Here is a 20,317-nt window from a genome sequence, read left to right as displayed (position 1 = left end):
GCGCCCGACACGCCGTTCTTCACCCACACCATGCCAGCGCGTTGCTGGTGCAGCAACTGGTGGTGCCGCGCAGTATTCGCGGTCAGGAAAACCCGCTGCATGCGGCGATGGCCAAGCTGCATGAGCCGGGCAGACGAGCGATCAACCAATGCACGGCCACGGTCCAGCGCGCGGTGGTCTGGCGGCACATGCTCAGTGCTCAGGACGCGCTGGTCGCCAGCCTTAAACAAAGGGCCACGGAGCAAATGCTGGCGGATCACCTGAGCCTTGAAGGTTTCGACTACGTGGCGGCGATGTATGAGTTGAGTCGGACGCTGGCGACTCTCGCGCTGCTGCCATCCAACGTCGATCCGCTGGCCCCCGGAGGCGACATGGTGGATGCGGTCACGGGGGTTGGGCTATGGGATCAGGCCGTGAGCCTTGGGCAGAAATTTTTGAACCAGACCGCAAGCGATGACACATCGCCACTGCACCTCATGCTCTGGCCCGAGTGCGATCTACAGACCGCTTGCGCGCCTTATGTCGTGCCGGTTACAGATGACGAGAACAAAGGCGACGGCCGTTTTCGCGCCACCGAACTGGCCCGTTTCGAGACTCAGCCAGCGCCTGACCCCATCGCCCAAGTCACACTGGACGCCACCACCCTCGCTAACTTGCTGGCGGGCGAAAGCCTGCAGAACTTCTTCCTGATCAACAACGGCAAAGCCACAACAGCGGCGCTGGTCGGGATCTTTGAAAACCTGCAAAGCGCCGCAGATGGCGCTGCGAACGCCGTCGCCAAAGCCAGCCAGACTCTTGCGTCAGCCAAAGGTAATGCAAACAGCGCCAATGCCAACGTCCGGTCGGCAAACGACCGACTGGCCCAGATGCAAGAACGCCTCGGTGCAAACGCCGACAAGATCAACGTCAACCGCCAGGGCCGAGGCGTACAACAACTGCGCAGCATGATGCCCGAGCATTTCGGTGCGGCCTTCCTGATCCGCCGTAATCAGGTCACGCCGCAACACTACATATTCGGTCTGGAAGACCTGCCCGGCCGGGAGTCGCTGCCAAAAACACGTTACGGCGAATACCTGAGACCCGACGGAACGCCCTTCGGCGACATTGCCCCTCCGCATCCCTCTTCTACCCGCCTGCCCAAGGGCGACCATCTGGTGCTGGTGATCCCACGCGGCCACAAAACCGCGCAGGTGATCGGCGACATGAACCGAACGCTTAAAAAAGTTCGGGAAGCAGCAGGCGCGGTGGGTGACGCGGAGCTGGGTCATATTCGGGCGAAGAGCGGGCTGAGTGAGGCCATTGAGGGGCTGGATTCGGAGAAGAACAAGGCGGCTTATCGGGTGCTGGGGTCGACACCGTTCTGTCTGGCGGTGTTGATGCTGGAGGTTTGGAATGTGAGTTCGGAGAGTGAGGCGTTTGCGCAGTCAATACGCGAAAAAGGATTTCTGAGAGCTGGCGCGGGATTGGGAGGAGCCTTATTGGATTTAGCAATTGCGGCTGAGGCCTTGGCGGTCAAGCTGGCCAGTCAAAAAACATTATTTTCTTTAGGGCGGAAAACTTTATTCAACATCAATTCAAAAAAGACAGCGATTTTCTTTGGTGAGTTGCTAGCCAAAAAACTCATTCATTCAGTTACGGGTCGGATAATAGGTATTTTTGTTTCCGGAGTAACTCTATCCGCAGTGAATGCAATAGATGCGTGGCAAGCATGGCAATGGAACGATAAAGCGCTGTACGGATATTTGCTGATATCTCTAGGTGGTCTAGCAGGTTCGCTGGGAACCTTGTTCGGGCCGGCTGTAACTCTCCTTAATCTCACCGCTTTGGGTTGGGCCGCATTACTGTTGGTCGGAGTGGGCGTAGGCCTGGTCATCTTGCTGAGTTCAACGGCGCTGGAATCATGGTTGGCCAACGGCCCATTTGGCGAGAGCCGTTCGATTGACCATTATTTACAGGACCCTTCGGAGTCCTTTTACCGACTGACCAGCCTGCTTGCCGGCATCAGTATCTCAATACAAAAAAATCCGGCTTACGAACAGAACGCCAAATTTGATACTCATGCAGACATCCCGCATGCCGTACGCAGCGCAGACACGATAATTCGCTTGCAGAGTCGCTTGCCAGGGCTTATCGGCAGTCTCGGCAGCCTGAGCATTCAGGCGGGCTGCAAGTTATGCCGCGTTACCGAAAGAGCGAATATCCAAGGCGTACCTTATCGTGCAGAAATTGAAATCGCTGACAGACTTGAAACCCCTAAGGCACAGCGTCTTCACGTGGACGCATTGGAGCTATTTTTTGCCACGCCCGCTAATCAAGGATCATCTACAGGCAGCAGCAGACACTATTACCAATGGGCCGTGAGGGCACAGTTCATCGTGGACAGCGGAGGTAAAAAACTCTATTTCCCTGCCCCTCCGGTCAAAGACCCGACTCAATACAGTCGAGATTGGGCAACGCCCAATTTCAACAAAATCAACCAACCATTCTGGGCTGATGAAGAAGCTCATAAGACCTCTTCCAATGACTGACTCAAACAAGAGCGCCTATTACGGGTCGCAGACCTTCCGGCCTGACACTATTCCTGAACAGATATCAACGTTGCGAGCGAACTCCTCCCCAGCATGTTCTATACGCATGCCTTGGGGCTGCACACAACAGACAGCGTCAATGAAACTCTTTGAGGACTCTACCCCGGAAAGCATGAGATTCTGGGAGAAAGTCGCAAAAGAAAAGGAGGAAAAGCAGGCAAACGGTACCTATGTACCCGCTATCTTTGAAGGCGTTAATCTACACAGTAAGTGCGACAATGAACGTTTCAGATTCGCGCCACTTCCGTCTACATCACAGTTCTGGCTGATCATGCTGCAATTTTCAAAAGGAAGTTTAATCGTACTTTTTCTACCATTGCTCATCACGCATCTGGTAGCCATTGATGCATCTCATCTATCTTGGCAGAATGTAAGCGTTGAGCTTTTGCTAAGCGTCTATCCTGTATTCGTAGGTATCCCATCACTCCTCTGGCTCATCAGCCATGTCGTCATTTACCACTTCCCTCGCGTTTGGTTTCGTGCACCAAAGGGACCAGACTGGGAACTTAATCGCAGAACCGGTCTGGTCACGATATTCGACTATAAACGCCATCGAAAAGAAGGTGTGATCGAGGAATTCGTTGCGCCTTTTTATGAGTTCGATGCCTACATGACCACCACCCATAATCTTCACGGTCCTACATACGGGCTACTGCTTCAGCATCGCTATGAAGACCGTAAGATCAATTTTCATATGCTGATGAACACCGACGACGTCCAGCAACGCCCCTGCGCACTCTGGGACTTCCTGCAAAACTATATGGACACCAGCGGCCCGATTCCGGACATCCCCCTCTTTGAACCATACCGGCACCTGGACCCGGTCACTGCCAGCTACGATCAGCAGCGCGGCCGCAACCCTCGCTACTGGATCGACATGGATGACGCCACGTTCAAGGCCGAGGTTGATGCCATGTGGCAGCGGGTTTATGCGATCGATACGTTTAGCCGCCCTAACCTTATGGCGCGGTATGTGGATTACGGATCTTGAGGTGCCATCTCACGCCTGCGGTGGTTCTACGCTCAATGTCACAAGCTGAAGAGGCATAGCGCTTTCGGCAAGTGCCCAAATGCGTCGCGGCAGTCTGCATGTCAGCAGCATCACCTGAACAATCCAGACACCACCAGTTTCAAAACAACTCCGAAGGCGGCGGCGTGCCTTTCAAGTGCAATGCCTCCGCCGCTGCTGCTCGCGCACGGTTCAAGCTCTGCGTGCAACGCCAACCCTTCGACTGGCTGCCCGCCGGTGCAACAGCGCAACCAGAAACAGCGCCGTAACCGACAGCCAGACACTGACCAGCAGCACCGGTTGAGCGTTGTCGCCAGACACCCACTGCGACGCCAGCAACGGTCCGAATGCGCAGCCGAGCAGTTGCATGCCCGGAATGAGCCCGGCGATGCGTCCCGAGGGGTCGATTTGAAGCGCGATGCGCACCTGAAACGGCGTCAGCATCAGGTAGATCAGGGCAAAAAGACCGCACAGGCCCAGAAATACATTTACGCCCCGATCAGCCGTTATGTACATGCCCAGCGCAATGCTCGCCAAGAGCAGTGCTGCGGCGGCCAGCATCGAATAGTCAGGCACCCGGCGCACCAGCAAAATGCCCAGACAGCCGCCCAGGACCTGCATGAACAGCATCGCCGAGACAAGCAATTGAGCCGAGTGCGCATCCAGCCCTGCGTGAATGCCCAGCGGTTCCAGGTACGCCCAAAGACCGCCTACCGCCGAGAGCTGCATGAACACCAACATCAATAGCAGCACCTGCTTCAGGTTCCATTTGAAGCCTGATACTTCCGGTTGCTTGTCAGGCTGTTGCGGCAACCGTTTGGGTAGCCAGGCAACGAACAGCACGGAGCCTGCGGTCAGGATTCCAAGAAACACAAAGCCTGCGTAAACGCTTTGATCAGGCAATATCAGGTATGCAAGTGCTGCGGCTATCAGTGCCTGAGCCAGTGTCTGAACCACCATGAACACTCCTGCCACCCGATCCGGCGCAGGCCCCTGAACGATCAGGCTCACGGCCCCCCATAACAGTAGCCCCTCGGCCAGTCCCGCCAGCGAGCGGGCCGCCGTTAACGGTCCGTCGCCAGTGACGTTGGCCGTAACCAGGTCCATTCCGGCTGCGCACAGAATGGCAATGACCGTAAGCAGGCGCAGGTTGAGCATTGACCGCAGCAAGTCACCCAGTACCACGCCCAGCCCCAGCGCCACGATTTCGCCCATGGCGACCAGCCCTACGCCCTCAAGCGACACATGGTTTTGCGCGAGCAATTCGCCCAGCAGCAGCGGCTGCAGCCCCACCATCAATACCGCGACAGAGCCCAGTGCCAATGCGGCACTCAAATGCCTGCGAGTTACAGCGGACGACGTTTGCATGGCATGCGCCTCTTGAGAAGTTTTAGTAACCGCGGGTTTCTGGTGGGATCTTGCCTTCGGCAAAGCACTGCGCCGCCCGCTTCTCGTCTTTCATCAGCCTTCCGTTGGCGACCAGCACCACCCACCAGGGCAGTAGCGTGAGGTGTGCGCCGCACGCCTTGGCCAGGGTGTAGGCCTTGGCGCACTTTTCGAACAATTCTGCGTTGAGCACCATTCGAGGGCCTGTGGTGCCCATCACAGCAGGGATTCCATCGATAACCGCGGCATTCCCGCCACGCGTCAATGCATGTGCCAGGGGCCTATCAGCACTGGCGGGCGAACCCATGTGGCCTATGTGACGTGCCTGCTCATCAAATAGAATCGGCAGGACACCTCCAAAATCGACAAGGCTTTTTGCAAAGGCCCCACCGCCGATCAGGATTGCGCCGACATCGGCACGAACCCTGTAGATAGCTGCGTGGGTCTGGCGCTCATCCTCTGCGGAATCGGCAAACGCGACAGCCTGCGGTGCCAGATCGTCGAGTTTCCCTAGCCACATGCCCTGCTCGCCTGGCAAGCGCAATGAAATACTGCTGTGTGAGTCCACCTGGCCCATCATCCGTTCGCGCAGCTCAAACCACTGCTTTCGAAGTAAATCGCGCATGGTGCTCACCTCACACCAGTTGAAAAACGGCGTCGAACCGCTCGAGCGCGTCATCAATGACGTCGTCGGTGTCTGCCAGGCTGGTGTAGATACGGCTGCCCGCGAGGGTGATCAGGCCATGAGCGGTATACGCGGCCCCCATCTCCTCCATCATGTGCTTGCGGGTCTTGGCCTCATTGCGTGCCCTCAGCAGCTTGAGCGGATTACTGGTGTCGAGCAGCAGCACACCGGAAGTCTGCAGATGCACGATGGAGCCCATGTTGTAGGCAACATAAGGCAAGCCACGTCGATTGATGATTTCATCAAGTCCTGCGCGCATGCGGTCGCCCGCCCTGCCCGCCAGCGCCGGCGCGTTCAGGCGGCGCGCCTCCAGCAGCGCGTAATAACCGGCGACGCACGACAGCGGGTTGGCCGACAGCGTCCCGCCCACGAACGCCCTTCGCGAGGATGTGCCAATGCCACCGGCAAGCAGTTGCATCACGTCTCTGCGTCCGCCAATGGCACCCGCCATCGGGTAGCCTCCCGTCAGACACTTACCCAGTACCGTGATGTCCGGCATGACATTGAAATAAGCTTGTGCGCCGCCCAGCCCCGCACGGAACCCGGTGACCACTTCGTCGAAAATAAGCAGTGCGCCAAATTCGTTGCACAGCGCACGCAACTGTCGGTTGAAGTCGGCGTGTACCGGGCGTGTGCCACTTTCCGGGCCGAAGGGTTCGACCATAATCGCTGCAGTGCCGCCACGAAGGCGATTGATCTGCAGCCTGCGGCGTAATGCATCCAGATTATTGGGCGGGCTCTCCTGGGTGTTTGCCGTAGCGCCTCGCGGAATACCCACCGCCTCCATGCGTCCGGTGCCCGGCAGGCGCATGCCGTAGACCAATTGGTCGCTCCAGCCGTGATAGGCGCCGCCGATTTTGATCACCCACTTCTTGCGGGTGTAAGCGCGTGCCAGGCGTACCGCTGCCATCACCGCTTCAGTGCCCGAGCCCAGCAAGCGCAGCATGTCGACACCGGGCATCACTTCACAGACCAGTTCGGCCAGCTTGACCTCGTATTCATGCAGCAAGCCGGTCACCGGCCCGCATTCATCAAGAATACGGTTGACCTGTTCGCGAATGGCCGGGTGATTCGAACCCAACAAGGTGGGGCCACCTGCCTGTAGAAAATCGGTGTAGCGATTGCCGTCGACATCCGTCAGGTGCGCACCTTTAGCCTGGGCGAAGGCCAGCGGAAACGGATAGTTGAACGCGAGATTGTGTTGCACACCTCCCGGTATGACTTTTTTGGCTGCCTCGGAAAGACGCTTCGAGCCCTGGCAGCGCTCGTCGAAATAGCCCATGACCTTGCTCATTGCTTCGCGTTTGATCGGGCGAATGGGCTGCTTCACCAGTTCGTCGAACCGGCGGTAGAGGGAGTCGACGTCCGGCCATTGCGATACGGCCGATTCGGGAATTGCAGGCATGCTGGCAGGATCAAGAGGTTTGTTCATGATTGAGTCTCTGAAAAAGTCTGAGGGCTGAGTGCGTGCGAGCTGGAACTGGTCAGGGCGTCGATCAGGCGGGCTATTGCAGCGCGTGACTCAGGTTTTCCACGGGTATTGACTTTGATCTGGTTGACAAGGTGATCACGACAGAATGTTTCCAGGTCCTCCAGGCGCATCAGGGTTGTCTCGATATCCGCACCGCAACACAGAACGCCGTGATTGCGCATCAGGTAAACGTTGTGATCCGGCCGGATTGCCCTGCCGAGCTTGCCGGCCAGCCAGCCGGAGCCGGACGGCGCGTAACCCACCAATTGAATGCGTTTGCCCAGCGATTTCCATAGCGGCGGGTAAGGCACGTCCAGCGCTTTGCCGAACAATGTGCAGGCGCTGGCCAGGGGTTGGTGGGTGTGGATACTGCAATTGACATCCGGGCGACTGCGCAGGACTTTGGCGTGCAACTCGCTTTCCACCGAAGGCGAACGTTCACCCGACAGTTGCTGCAGATCCTTGAGCCGCAGGACGCAGACATCCTCCGGTCGCATGCTGAAATAGTCGGTGGCCGACGGTGTAACCGCGATGTGCAGCGCGTCGATACGCAGCGCCAGGTTGCCGCCGGTGGCGGCGAAGAAGCCGCGGCGTGAGAGATGCCGCGACAGGTCGACGATCTGTTGTTGGACATTGTTCATGGTGTCGTCTCCTGCGATGGGTTCAACCTGCGATACAGCGGTGCCAGGCGTTTGCGGACTTCCTTGAACGTGGCGAAGCGGTCGTCATACAGGTTTCGGGTTGACCGGGATGGCTCGTACAGTCGATGCGGCCTTTGCAGTGTCGGAAGATCGTTGAACTGCAACTTCCCGAGCGCTACTGCAGCAATGAATGCCGCTCCGCGGGCGTTGGTCTGAATGGGGTTGTGCGGTTGCTGAATGACCCGCCCGCAGACATCGGCCATGATCTGGCACCACACATCCGATTGCGCTCCGCCGCCGGTGGCGACGATGATTCCGCTCGACTGGCCGATAAACCGCGAGAACGGCTCCAGCATCCAGCGTGTGTTATGGGCAACGCCTTCCATGAAGGCCCGGATAATGTCTTCCCTGGAATGTTCGAGTTTCAGGTTGATCAAGCCGGCACGCAGGCTCGGATCACCGACCGGGGAGCGTTCGCCACACAGCCATGGCGTGTAGATCAACCCCCGCGAACCCGGAGGCACGCGCGCTGCGATACGGTCAAGCAAGGCATATACATCCGGCTGTTGTTCGTCGCTCAACAGCTCGTCCGGGTGGTAAAGCACCTTGTCACGCAGAAACGACAGGTTGGCGCCTGCAGCCGATTGCATGGCCATTGCCAGATAACGGCCCTTGACCGCACTGGGAACCGCAGCAATATGGTGGCGAACACTGGATTTCTTGAACGGTACATGAGCACCTACCCAGGACGAGGTGCCCAGGTAAAGGTGCGGAGCAAAGTCCCGCACCGTGGCACCAACAGCCACTGCCGAAGTGTCTACGGCACCTGCAACCACTGGCGTTGATCGAGGTAGCCCCAGCACATCTGCCAGCTCGGCTTTCAATGTGCCGATGACTTCGGTCGAGCCCACCAGCTCAGGCAGTTTGCCGGCGTCGATGCCCAGTGCCCTTATCAGCCCGTCATCGTAGCGAATGCGGTGAGGGTCCCGATTGTCGGTAATCCAGGCGGTCAGCATCGAGTCGCCTGTCGCACAGTAACGACCCGACAACCGCATGTTCATGTAGTCGAGCACATTCAGGAATTTGTGGGTCTTTTCATACCGTGCAGGGTCATGATCAAGGATGTAGGCCATGTGCCCGGCCGAGTCCATCCCGGACAGAGACGCCACCCCGCCTGTCAGTCGCAACGAACGCCAGAGCTTGAGTGGCCCGTAGCCGCCCAGATTGCACCAGCCTCCGCCCATTCGCTGCTTGATGGAGTCGGCGCCGCGCTTGTCCAGCCACAGCAGTGCCCGGCCAATCGCGGCGCCATTGCGGTCGACACAGACCGTGCCTTCGCTTTGCGTGGAGCAACAGATGGCCACCACCTGACGGCGCCTGAGCGGGTCAGCTCCCAGCAACTCGTTGGCGCCAAGCATGAAAGCATTCCACCAGTCCTCCGGCTCCTGCTCTGCACTCAGGCCACTGACATGCAACGGCACACCGTGAAACGCCCAGGCCCGGATGTCTCCCTCCATGGAGACCAGTGCGCACTTGCAGCCGGACGTTCCCAGGTCAATCGCGAGGACGAGTTGCTCCAGGCCGGTAACCGCCTCAGGCGTCCGGGAAATGAAAAGCGAAGTCATAAAGGTCTACTCAGAATGTGCGGGAAATCGACGCCACCCAGCGATTGCCATCCGTGGTTCGCACATGTCCGTCGTCTTCGGCCATATACAGCTCACGCGCCCGGGTCTTGGTTGTCACCCAGTCGAGTCCCCAGTCAAAGCCCCACCAGTGATGGACCAGACCTACGCCGTAGTCAGCGAAGTTCGCTTCCGAAAAGTTGGCGATCTGCTGATAACCGGCGTGCAGTTTGAGGTTGGTATTGATGCCCAGCGCGTATTTATAATCCAGGTCATACAACATGCTGCCTCGGGAGTTCTGGTCACCCTTGGCATAGCATTCCAGGCCCTTGGTCGGGTCTTCACGGAACTGCAATTGCGCACCGCACACGCCACCGCTGTTGGCACCTCGGTAGTTCTTCGACAGCACCCGGGCAATTCGGCCTTCAAGTGCGCCATAACCGATTTCCAGGACGGCAAACTGACTGTTGTAATTGGTCGTATGCTCATCGCCCGGCGTGAAGGTCTCGAAGTCGAAGCGATTGGGCGCTTTGAACTGAGCCCCCGGAAACATCTCCGCCGCCAGCCCTACACCATAGTGCCAGGCATCAGGATCGCCAAAGCGATAACCCCCTGCGAGCAGCACTCCCAGACCATCACCGTCGAGGAACTGCTTCTTGCTGACCGTAGAAAATTCGGCAAGCGCCACCAGGCCTGTTTCATGAGCAACCTGAATGGTTACTCTGGCCCCTGGGCGATTCAGGGAATCGGAAATGCCGCGGGTGCGAATGTCCGAGCTGGCCTTGGCGGTGATATCCACCGCGTAGCTCGACATTTCATCGGCGATAGCCAGGGTGCTGCCTGCTGCGGAGCACAATGCTGCAGCCATTACATAGCGAATTGTATAAGTGCGCATGATTCTCTCCCACGCTGAAGGGCCGGATTTACAATTTGCAAACCGGGGCAGGAGGCAGTGTTGCGATACGCTCGAATTGCTCTGTCTTGCCGAGAACTTCGGTGCCGACAAAAGCCCTTACATTCAGGCGTCCGTCCTTGACCCGGACGGCGCCCTTATATTTTTTCTGATCACGGGGGTCATACACCCAGCCATCGCGCCAGGCATCCTGGTCATAGCGGGTCAGTTGTAGAATCTGTACACCGCAGTCACTCGACGTCGAGGCAACATCCTTGACCCAGACAACCTGCCCGCAGATGGCGCCTGCCTTGTCTGCGCAGTCGTCAAGCTTGACCACGGCGTCTTTTTCCGCCGTCAACCAAAGGCCCTTTGCCTCCAGCGGACCCGCAGCAGCGTGAATACCGGTGGAGCACATCAGAAGAGAAGAGAGGAAAAGACATTGCCGTGCGTTCATAGCGTCACCTTTTTTTATTTTTTGTTTTAACAAACCGTCACACTAACGACGCTTCAGTTATGATAGTCATCGCTACACGATAGTTATAGCTATCATTTTATCGTGGAGCAACTGTTTTTTTCGACCGTCCTGCTGGCGCCCCACTCTTTTTTGACAGGTACTTATGGCCAGGCTGAAAACTGAACCCTCTCCTGCGCAGGTCGCAGGAAAAACCCTCGAGCGCAAGAAGCTGCCTGCGCAGCAACGCGCCACTGAAACCTACGAACGCATTCTGGTCGCCACGGCAAATACCTTGTGCGAGGTCGGCATAGAGCGCTTGTCGACCAATCTCGTGTGCGAACGGGCAGGCCTTACACCGCCAGCGCTGTACCGCTATTTCCCCAATAAATACGCGCTGTTGACGGTTCTTGGTGAGCGTCTGCTGGAGAAGCAGAACGGGCGGATTGATCACTGGATCACCCCCGAGCTGATCGCAGGTACGCCGCAGGCTCTGGAGCAGGCGCTTGCCGAACTGATTCTGGATACTTACCGGGTTACCGACGCCACGCTGGGCGGCATGTGGACGCTGAAGGCTTTAAGGGCAGTTCCTGCGCTGGAGCATGTGCGGCTCGACTCTCACCGCAGGGTGTCCAAGGCCCAGGCCGCGATCATTGCCAGCGCTATTCCCGAGGCTGATCCCAAGCAGATAGCCATGGTTGCCCGTGTGGCGGTCGAGATGATTCACGCCACCATCGAATTGCTGTTCGATGAGCCTCTCGACCCGGCGAAGACCTGCGCCATGGTAGCGGCGATGATCGTCAGCCATCTGGATCGCCTTGATCCCGAACCTGCACCTGACAGATGAATACGCGAGACCAGATTGACCGTTTCGGCCACTTGAACCGGCCGGATCGCCCCTTCATAGGTTGGCGATGGCTCTGTACGGTTACGTGAGCCAGAACGTAATCGCAACACTGCATCTATCTTATAAAAACACGCAGCCACAGGAGCAGCTTCATGAATCAGCCCGCAAGGATCACGCCCACTACGCCGTCTCCCGCTCCGGGGCTAACCGAGCTGTTCGAGGCGCAGAAAGCTGCAGTTCGCGCGCAAGGGGTGCCCTCCTACGCTCAACGAATCGCCGACCTCAACGCCATTTTGCGAGTGGTCAGCGACAATCAGGACAGGTTGCTTGAAGCGGTCAGCGCAGACTTCGGCAACCGCTCCTTCGCTGAAACCAGGCTCGGCGAGCTGATGCCTGTCATCAATGGCATCAAGCACATTCGTTCGCATCTCAAGGCGTGGATGCGGCCCTCCCGACGCAAGGTGGGTATTGTTTTCAAGCCTGCGACTGCCAGGGTCATTTATCAGCCGCTGGGCGTAGTCGGTATTCTCGCGCCCTGGAACTATCCGCTGACGCTGACACTGGTGCCCTTGATAGAGGCACTGGCAGCGGGCAACCGGGTAATGATCAAACCTTCGGAATTGACCCCCAGAACCTCTGAGCTGCTCCAGCAATTGCTGGGTGAAACGTTCTCTGCCGAGCAGGTCACAGTAGTCACTGGAGATGCCCTGCTGGCAAGCCGGTTCAGTGAGCTGCCCTTTGACCACCTGGTGTTCACCGGGTCGACCCACGTAGGTCGCCATGTCATGGCGGCGGCTGCGCGTAACCTGACGCCGGTGACACTGGAGCTGGGCGGCAAATCACCGGTAGTGATCTGCGATGACTATTCGATTAAAAAAGCGGCACGGATGCTTGCTATCGGCAAACTGTTCAACGCCGGGCAGACCTGCGTGGCACCCGACTACGTACTGGTCCCGCGCGAACATGTAAACAGTTTTGCCGGCGAGTGGCTGGCTGCTGCGAAAAAACTTTACCCGACACTCGAAGGTAATCCGGACTACACCTCGATCATCTCCCAGCGCCACCACGACCGGCTCGTGAGCATGGCCAACCAGGCCCTCTCAAAAGGGGCGAAGGCATGGCAACACGGTGCGCCGGTGTCGACCCACGAACGTAAGATTGCGCCCATGGCGCTCACGGATGTACCGCTTGACGCCGACCTGATGCAGGAAGAGATTTTTGGTCCGCTGCTGCCGATACTTGCCTATGACTCCCTGGATGAAGCCATTAGCTTTATCAATGATCGCCCCTCGCCTCTGGCCCTCTACTGTTTTTCCAACAGCCAGACGTCCGTGGACCAGGTGCTGAACCGGACGCAATCCGGCGGTGTGACCATCAATGGCACCATGCTGCACGCCACTCAGGATGATCTGCCGTTCGGCGGCGTCGGGCAGAGTGGCACCGGGGCCTATCACGGCTATGAGGGCTTCGTTCGTCTGTCCCATGCTCGCGGCGTTCTCAAGTTGAGTCGCTTCAACATGTCTGACAAGGTCTCGGCACCTTATGGACGGCTGACACGCCTTGTAACCCGCCTCATGCTCGGCAAATAGACGTTTTCCGAGCAACCGCGTCAGGTGACAGGATGTCGCCCCGCCACGATATAGCTCCTGCCCTGCCTTCCAGGCAGCCAATGATGATCACTGTTTGTGATGATCCAGTATTTATGTAACATCAGAGCGTTATTCTCTGCGCACTTCAACTAGCCGTGTTCTAAAAGGCATCTAACGCAGGCATCTAGCGGCCACATCACTCACAGCCAAGTTGATGTGACCGCTGTTTGCGTTTGACGTCTAAGCTAGTGTCAGCATTTCTGAAATCATGGATGACTCAATGCCACACACATTACTACCCCACATAGGCAGGGCCATAGCCAGCATCGGCAGCGGCCATTTTTCCAGCATGTTCCACAAGCTTATCGATACTCAGCTTGCCGTGGATGCCACCCACCTTTCCTCACTGCCACAGCCCTGGCAAACGCTGCCCGCGTCGGAACCCACAGTCTTCAACGAAACGGTGACGTCCTCACGCGGCACCTTGCTGCTCAGCGACTCGATCCATCTTTATCCTGCGCAGGCCTCGGAGAACTTCAGCTGCAAGATCACCGTCTTCAGGGCGCTGCCAGCGCATGAGTTTTCGGACAATGAACGTCGTCAGCTAAGCACTATCTCACCGCTTTTGTTCTCGATACTCGAAAGGCATGTCAATGCCTTGCAAATGACAATGATCACTGTCGAACCGAAAAAAACCGAAAGCGTCGAAGAGCGTTTTCATGACCGGTTGCGCGAAACAGGTATGACATTGTCCGAGCGGGAAATGCAGGTGTGCATCGGTCTGCTCGCCGGTCATACCGCAATCGAGCAGGCCGAACGGCTTGCGCTCAAGGTCAATACGGTAGGCAGTTACCAGCGCCGCGCCGCCATCAAACTGGGCATCAGCGGTCGGCACTCGCTGATGCGCTGGATGTATGGCTCATCGGAAAGCGCTTGTTCAGCCTGCTGAACGCCGTTCAAGAGCACTGTTTGAGTAACAGACAGAATAGGTAGCCAATGCCACAGGACGGGGTGATATCGATCACCCCGCCCATGCGCCTTACTGCAGGTAGCGCTGGCCTGGCTTGTCGCCTGCCTGACGCCTGCGTCCTGTCAAACGGTTCATTGCGCTTCTCCCACGCCAATTGCCAATCCGTCGTACCACCAGGCCGCCAGACTGTATACGTCTGGTGCCTTGAGGACGCTGAAGTGATTGCCCGGTCCCTGCCATGGCGTCAGTTGCGGCATCAGGTGTTGCCACCCTGTTGCAGATGACGCCTGCTCAAGTTGATTGTCCAGAGCATCCAGCTGCGGATCATCCACCAGTACCAGGCTGGCCCTGCCACTGTAGCCTCCGGGCTCTGGCCGATAGACAGTCCTTATGGCGCTGGCAAACGTACGAACAATCCCTTGCAGTGCCTGTGCTGCCAGGCGCGGTGGCAACAACCCGACGCGCACCATGGCCTGTTGCAGCAGGTGCAGTTGAGTGTCTCCATCGCTGTCGGCAAACATTTGAGGATCGATTTCCAGGCTTCTGCCAGCGGACAACTGCAGCGCTTCGATCAGCCGCTCCAGCACTGCCGTCGCGGTATAGGGCTTGCTGCGCAGTCCGTCGCCACCAGGCGCTTCGCTGTCTATCAGGGTCAGCGAGACAACCTCGCGACCACGAGCCTGAAGCTTGACGGCCATGGCATGCGCCGCCCAGCCACCAAAGGAATGCCCAACCAGATGCAATGGGCCGTGTGGATACATTGCTTCGATGGCTTGCACATGGCTCTGCGCTGCAGCTTCCACCCTGCTGTGCGGAGCACTGCGGCCGTCCAGACCGCGCGGCTGCAGGCCGTAGATAGGCCAGTCCGGCCCCAGCGCTTCGGTCAGTCCGATGAAACTGGTGACGCTGTCACCGGCACCCGGCACGCAGAACAATGGCGCATGCCCATCCCGCCCGCTCTGGATGGCCAGCAGCGATTGATAAGCCGGTGTCGACGGTGGTGTATCGGGTACTCCATGCAACGCCGCACTGATGCTCCGACCGAGTGTGTCCACGTGAGGCGCCTGCATCATTGTCATGTGATCCCCAGGCACGCTGACACAACGCAACTGGCCTTTTGGCAGGACTTCGCCCCAGCCCAGTGTAGGACTGGTGCCTGGCGGTGCCATTGGACGCTGCTCTGCGCAGAACAGGTGGATCGGCAAACCGAGCGGTTCCAGCTGGTAATGCGCCAGGGCGTGACCGTGCGCCACTTCCCGGTCCAGGTAGTGATGCAATTGTTGATCGCTGGCCTGCGCCAGTTCCTCGTACAGCAGTTCCTCGTCGCGGCAAAGTTTCAGTAGGGTTTCAAAGTCCGGCAGGGTCGCCTGTCCGCTCAACGAGGTCAGACGCGCCAATGCAGCAGCACCCGCCACGCCCTGGGTTTTCCAGTGCGCGATGCAGTGCGACAGCAATTGCCGCTCAAGCAGGTCAGGTCCTTGCCAGCGTGCCTTGCCCTGATCAGTCAGGCGCGGCACGTAGCTGTCGATCAGGCCGAGGAATGCAACGGGCTCGTCCATACCGAGCAGTTGAGTTGCCACTTCATAGGCCAGAACCCCGCCAAACGACCAGCCTGCCAGCCGGTAAGGACCGCGTGGCTGGACCTGCCGAATACGTTCCACCAGCCGCGCCGCCAGGCATTCCATGGTGCGCAATTGCTGCTGGCCCAGGCCAACCCCCGGCAAGCCGTAGATCGGGAAGTCGCCCTGCAGGTGTTGTCCAAGGACCGGAAAGTAAGCGTCCAGACCGGTGAAGTCATGAATCAGGAGCAGAGGCGGTTCGCTGCCACCTGCCCGTACCGTGACGACCTCTTGAGCTTCGACCGAGGGGGTCGGACGCTGGTCGAGCAATCCGGCCAGCGCTGCGATGCTCGGGTGCTGGAACAACTCGGCCAGGGACAGTGGCAAGCCTGCTTTTTGCAGCAAGCTGACCAGACGGATCGCCGACAGCGAATGGCCACCCAGCTCAAAGAAGCTGTCGTGTCTGCCGATTCGGCCCACTTCCAGAACGTCGGCCCACAGCTGCGCCAGACGCTTCTCCAATGCCGTAGTCGGCGCTTGATAAGCAAGGTTCGCCAGCGCGGCCATGTCCGGGGCTGGCAAGGCCTTGCGGTCGACCTTGCCATTCTGGGTCAACGGCAGTGCATCCAGACCGACAAAGACTGCAGGTACCATGTATTCCGGCAATTGCCCTAACAGGTGCGCTCTCAATGCAGCGCTTTCGAGCGCAGCGTCGCGACGAGTGAAGTAACCCACCAAGCGCAACGAGCCATCTTCCAGATGTTGCGTAGTCACAACGGCTTCGCCAACGCCCGGGCATTGCGCCAGGTGCTGTTCGATCTCGCCCAGCTCGATGCGCACCCCACGGATTTTGACCTGATCGTCGTTGCGGCCCAGGTATTCAAGGGTCCCGTCAGCCAGCCAGCGAACCAGGTCGCCGGAGCGGTACATTCTGGCCTCGCTGCTGTCGCTGAACGGATCATCAAGGAAGCGCTCGGCGGTCAGGTCCAGGCGGTTCAGATAGCCACGTGCTACGCCTGTGCCGCCGATATACAACTCGCCGGGCACCCCGAGCGGCACTGGCTGGCCCTGCGAATCCAATACATAAAGCCGCGCATGGGAAACAGGCTTGCCGATGTGCAAGACCTTGCCCGGCTCCATCAGGCCAGAGCTGGCAACGACCGTAGTTTCCGTCGGGCCGTAGTTGTTGACCACCGCGAAACCAGGGTCCCGATTGAAGTGACGCAAACGGTCGCCACCAATCAACAGGGTTTTAAGGGTCGGGTGACGCAACTCACGGCTGAATGCATATTCGGCCACCGGTGTCGGCAGAAACGCGACTTGCAGAGGTTGCGCCAGCCACCAGTCGAGCAACACATCCAGCTGTTCGTTGCCAATCTCCGCAGGCGGCAGATGCAACACTGCACCGGCACACAACGCAGGCCATACTTCCCAGGCCATTGCGTCGAAACCAAACCCGGCAACGCTGGCGGTATGACTGCCTGCACGCAGATCGAATGCCTGACAGTGCCAGTCCACCAGATTGTTCAGCGTCCGATGCTCGACCATCACGCCTTTGGGCAGCCCGGTGGACCCCGAGGTGTAAATCACGTAAGCCAGGTGACACGTGGCCATATCCGCAATATGCGGGTTGTCGGTGCGTTGCGACCAGTCCGGGCGATCTAGAACAACCACCGGTACAGCCAGGCTGGGCAGACGCGCCAGCAGGCCGGACTGAGCCAGCACCACCACAGGCGCGCTGTCTTCGAGCAGGTAGCCGATGCGCTCGTCCGGATGTGCCGGATCGACCGGGACATAGCTCGCCCCGGCTTTCAACACCGCCAGCAAGCCGGTGAGTGTTTCGAGCCCGCGCCGCGCCACTACCGCCACACGGTCATCCGGACGTACGCCCAAGCCCATAAGGTGATGGGCCAGTGCGTTGGCGCGACTATTCAGCTCCGCGTAGCTCAAGCGCTGGTCACCTGCCTGGGCAGCCACAGCGTTCGGCTGATCAAGCGCTTGTTGCTCAATACGCTGATGAATGGTCAGCGAGTTCTCTGGACTGAGCGCTTGGGCATTGAAGCCATCGAGCAGTTCGTTTCGTTCAGCGCCCGGCAGAACATTCAGCGACTGAATCGGCGCGGTAAGTTTTTGCTCAAGGGCAATGACCAGGTTCTCTACGGCGCAGGAAAGGTAAGCGCAGACACGCCGGGCATCGATGCCCGTCGTAGTCAGCGCCGACAGGTCGAACGCCTCGCCCAGGTCATCGACGCTGAGCGTCAACGGGTAGCTGCTGCGCTCACCGGCCTGCAACAGTTCGATCCCCTGCCAGGCTTTTTCGGCAGCCTCGTCGTGTTCTCCGGGCGCAGTGCTGTGGCGGTAGTTCAACAACGCGCTGAACAACGGCGCGCCCGCAGGCAAGGCGCTGCAACGCTGGGCAATTGCCAGCGAGGCATGCTCGTGGGCAAGCAATCCGGTCAGACGCAGGTGGGTCTGCAACACCGCGTCGCGTGCAGTCTGACCGGAGAGGTCAATCCGCAGCGGCAAGGTATTGATGAACACCCCGAGCGTACGCTCTGCCCCCTCGGTGCCGTTCAGGCGCCCGAGCAGTACGGTGCCGAACACCACTTTGTCGCGTCCGGACAACCGGCCCAATACCTGAGCCCAGGCCAGATGCATCAGGCTGGCAGGGCTGACGCCCAGTTGCCGTACTTGATCGCGCAGCCGCTGGCTCAGCGCTGCATCCAGGCGCAGCCTGGCGTCACTCGGAACCTCCGGCCCCGGCAGCGAAGTCTGGCCATACGCCAGGGTGGGTTCGTCCAGGTCACCCAATTGCTCGCGGAAGAACGTTTCATGCGCGTGCTCACCCGCGCCCAGCAAGGTCTGCGCGATGTAATTGCGGTAAGGCACTGGCGCGGGCAGTTGCGCCTGCTGATCCAGCAGTACTGCCTGCAATTCCCGGCTCAGCAGGTCGAGGGCGACGTGGTCCATGATCAGGTGATGGAACAGCAATACCGCGACGATACGCTGGTTGTCCGGGTCGTCAGCGTGCACCAGACGCAGCAGCGGTGCACGGACAAGGTCCAGCGGTTCGGGGTCGGCCAGTGCCGCCAGCGGCAATTCGATCACCGGCAGGTCGGCATGACGCCATACCACTTGCACAGGTGTTTCCAGGCCTTCCCAGCACAGCGAAGTACGCAGCACGTCGTTACGCGCGATGACCTGCTGCAGCGCCTGGCAAAAGGCATCCAGCCGTGAGCGGTCGGCAAACGCAAAGCGCGCTTGCAAGCGATAAGGGTCATCCTCACCGGCTGACAGGTAATGATAGAAAATACCTGCCTGCAAAGGCCCCAACGGGTAAATGTCCTGAACATTGGGCGCACCGCCGGTCACGCTGGCGACGACGCGATCAATGCCTGCCTGGTCCAGCTTCACCAAGGGCAACAGGTCCGGGGTGATCGAGGTGCAATCCGTACCAATCAGGTTGGCCGGAACCTTCACCTGACTGCCGTTACCGATGGCGCGGGCCAGGGCCGCCAGGGTTGGCTGGGCAAACAACACGCGAATATCTGCGTCCATGCCGCGACGACGCATGCGAGCGATCAGGGTGACGGCGAGTAGCGAATGGCCGCCTAGTTCGAAGAAGTGATCGTTGCGCCCTACCTGCTCGACCTGCAGCAAATCGCTCCAGATCTCGGCAACGGCTATTTCCAGTTCGCCTTGCGGCGGCTCGTATTCACGCCCCGGCAGAGCGTCGCGGTCCGGTACGGGCAAGGCGCGGCGATCCACCTTGCCATTGGCGGTCAACGGCCAGGCATCAAGGCGTACAAAGGCGCTCGGCACCATATAGCCTGGCAGACGGGCCAGCATCTCGGCACGCAGTCCGGCGACCTCAATGGCTGAGGCAGCGGCGTGTTCGATGAAGTACGCCACCAGACGTGGTTGCCCAGGCTCGTCTTCGCGGGCCAGAACCAGCGATTCTTCGATACCCGGCAAGGCCGCCAACTGCGCCTCGATTTCGCCCAGCTCGATGCGCACACCACGAATCTTCACCTGATCATCGTTACGGCCCAGATAATCCAGCGTGCCATCGGCATTCCAGCGCGCCAGATCGCCAGTGCGGTACATGCGCGCTTGCGGCTGCCCACTGAACGGGTCGTTCAGGAAGCGCTCGGCAGTCAGTTGCGGCTGGTTCAGATAACCACGCGCCACGCCTTCGCCGCCAATGTACAACTCGCCGGCAACACCCAATGGCACCAGTTGCTGCTGGTCGTCGAGCAGGTACACGCGAGTATTGGCTATCGGTGTGCCGATATCCAGGCTGCCATCCGGCAGCAGGCGACCCGAGGTGGCCACCACCGTAGCCTCGGTCGGCCCGTAGTTGTTGATGACGGCGAAGCCCGGGTCACGGTGGAACTGACGCATGCGGTCACCGCCGATCAACAGCGTGCGCAGGGTCGGATGATGCAGCTCGCGACTGAACGCATATTCAGCCACCGGGGTCGGCAGAAAGGCTACTTGCAGCGGTTGAGCCAGCCACCAGTCAAGCAGCGCGTCGAGCTGCTCGTTACCGATGTTTGCAGGCGGAAGGTGCAGCGTTGCACCGGCACACAGTGCCGGCCAGA

Annotated in this window: 13 protein-coding genes (1 of these 13 only partly in view); 5 read left to right on the top strand and 8 right to left on the bottom strand. The window is 59.1% G+C overall.

What is annotated here, in order from left to right; genetic code table 11:
• Nucleotides 1-2,528 (top strand): hypothetical protein (locus RYB09_RS19570; protein ID WP_316889851.1); only part of this gene is annotated, 2,528 nt, incomplete at its 5' end.
• Nucleotides 2,529-2,667: 139 nt separating this feature from the next.
• Entirely contained in the window at nt 2,668-3,579 is a 912-nt protein-coding gene (locus RYB09_RS19565; protein ID WP_257605792.1) for a hypothetical protein, read from the top strand.
• A gap of 210 nt (nt 3,580-3,789) precedes the next feature.
• Here the strand turns inward: RYB09_RS19565 and RYB09_RS19560 are convergent, their stop codons facing one another.
• From RYB09_RS19560 to RYB09_RS19530, 7 genes are read right to left on the bottom strand one after another with little or no spacing between them, the layout of a single operon-like run.
• Nucleotides 3,790-4,965: an MFS transporter gene (locus tag RYB09_RS19560; RefSeq protein ID WP_122259888.1), complete on the bottom strand. Its 1,176-nt coding sequence runs from the start codon at nt 4,963-4,965 to the stop codon at nt 3,790-3,792.
• A gap of 22 nt (nt 4,966-4,987) precedes the next feature.
• Nucleotides 4,988-5,608, bottom strand: coding sequence for a class II aldolase/adducin family protein (locus tag RYB09_RS19555; protein WP_219171765.1), 621 nt, complete (start codon nt 5,606-5,608; stop codon nt 4,988-4,990).
• 10 nt (nt 5,609-5,618) lie between these two features.
• Nucleotides 5,619-7,100 (bottom strand): aspartate aminotransferase family protein, encoded by a 1,482-nt coding sequence (locus RYB09_RS19550; RefSeq protein WP_016981328.1) that lies wholly within the window; start codon nt 7,098-7,100, stop codon nt 5,619-5,621.
• Nucleotides 7,097-7,780 carry a class II aldolase/adducin family protein gene (locus RYB09_RS19545; protein ID WP_058409313.1) on the bottom strand — a complete coding sequence of 228 codons (684 nt, stop codon included), beginning with the start codon at nt 7,778-7,780 and terminating at the stop codon, nt 7,097-7,099. The genes RYB09_RS19550 and RYB09_RS19545 overlap by 4 nt, the downstream gene beginning before the upstream one ends.
• Complete coding sequence (locus RYB09_RS19540; protein ID WP_058401556.1) at nt 7,777-9,405, bottom strand: xylulokinase; 1,629 nt, start codon at nt 9,403-9,405, stop codon at nt 7,777-7,779. Before RYB09_RS19540 ends, RYB09_RS19545 begins: the two co-directional genes overlap by 4 nt.
• 10 nt (nt 9,406-9,415) lie before the next feature.
• Nucleotides 9,416-10,297 carry a TorF family putative porin gene (locus RYB09_RS19535; RefSeq protein ID WP_316889844.1) on the bottom strand — a complete coding sequence of 294 codons (882 nt, stop codon included), beginning with the start codon at nt 10,295-10,297 and terminating at the stop codon, nt 9,416-9,418.
• Between the two features lie 28 nt (nt 10,298-10,325).
• Nucleotides 10,326-10,751 carry a DUF2147 domain-containing protein gene (locus RYB09_RS19530; RefSeq protein ID WP_058401555.1) on the bottom strand — a complete coding sequence of 142 codons (426 nt, stop codon included), beginning with the start codon at nt 10,749-10,751 and terminating at the stop codon, nt 10,326-10,328.
• A 163-nt stretch (nt 10,752-10,914) separates the two neighbouring features.
• On the opposite strand from RYB09_RS19530, the gene RYB09_RS19525 reads away from it, so the two are divergent.
• The 3 genes from RYB09_RS19525 to RYB09_RS19515 all read left to right on the top strand — a co-directional run bounded on the left by RYB09_RS19525 (nt 10,915) and on the right by RYB09_RS19515 (nt 14,133).
• Nucleotides 10,915-11,595, top strand: a complete 681-nt coding sequence (locus tag RYB09_RS19525; RefSeq protein ID WP_316889842.1) for a TetR/AcrR family transcriptional regulator — start codon at nt 10,915-10,917, stop codon at nt 11,593-11,595.
• A gap of 152 nt (nt 11,596-11,747) precedes the next feature.
• Nucleotides 11,748-13,184 (top strand): coniferyl aldehyde dehydrogenase, encoded by a 1,437-nt coding sequence (locus RYB09_RS19520; protein WP_316889840.1) that lies wholly within the window; start codon nt 11,748-11,750, stop codon nt 13,182-13,184.
• 280 nt (nt 13,185-13,464) lie between these two features.
• On the top strand, nt 13,465-14,133 hold the full coding sequence (locus RYB09_RS19515; protein WP_057403628.1) for a helix-turn-helix transcriptional regulator: 669 nt from the start codon (nt 13,465-13,467) through the stop codon (nt 14,131-14,133).
• 152 nt (nt 14,134-14,285) lie between these two features.
• On the opposite strand, the gene RYB09_RS19510 is transcribed toward RYB09_RS19515, so the two are convergent.
• Nucleotides 14,286-20,317: the final stretch of a non-ribosomal peptide synthetase gene (locus RYB09_RS19510; RefSeq protein ID WP_316889837.1), read on the bottom strand. It continues 11,755 nt past the right edge of the window; 6,032 of the gene's 17,787 nt are visible here — the last part of the coding sequence; the start codon falls outside the window, past its right edge; its stop codon occupies nt 14,286-14,288.

This window comes from Pseudomonas syringae group sp. J254-4, assembly GCF_032586855.1.
In the GTDB taxonomy this organism is placed as follows: domain Bacteria; phylum Pseudomonadota; class Gammaproteobacteria; order Pseudomonadales; family Pseudomonadaceae; genus Aquipseudomonas; species Aquipseudomonas amygdali.
This window is presented reverse-complemented; position numbering and strand designations above follow the sequence as displayed.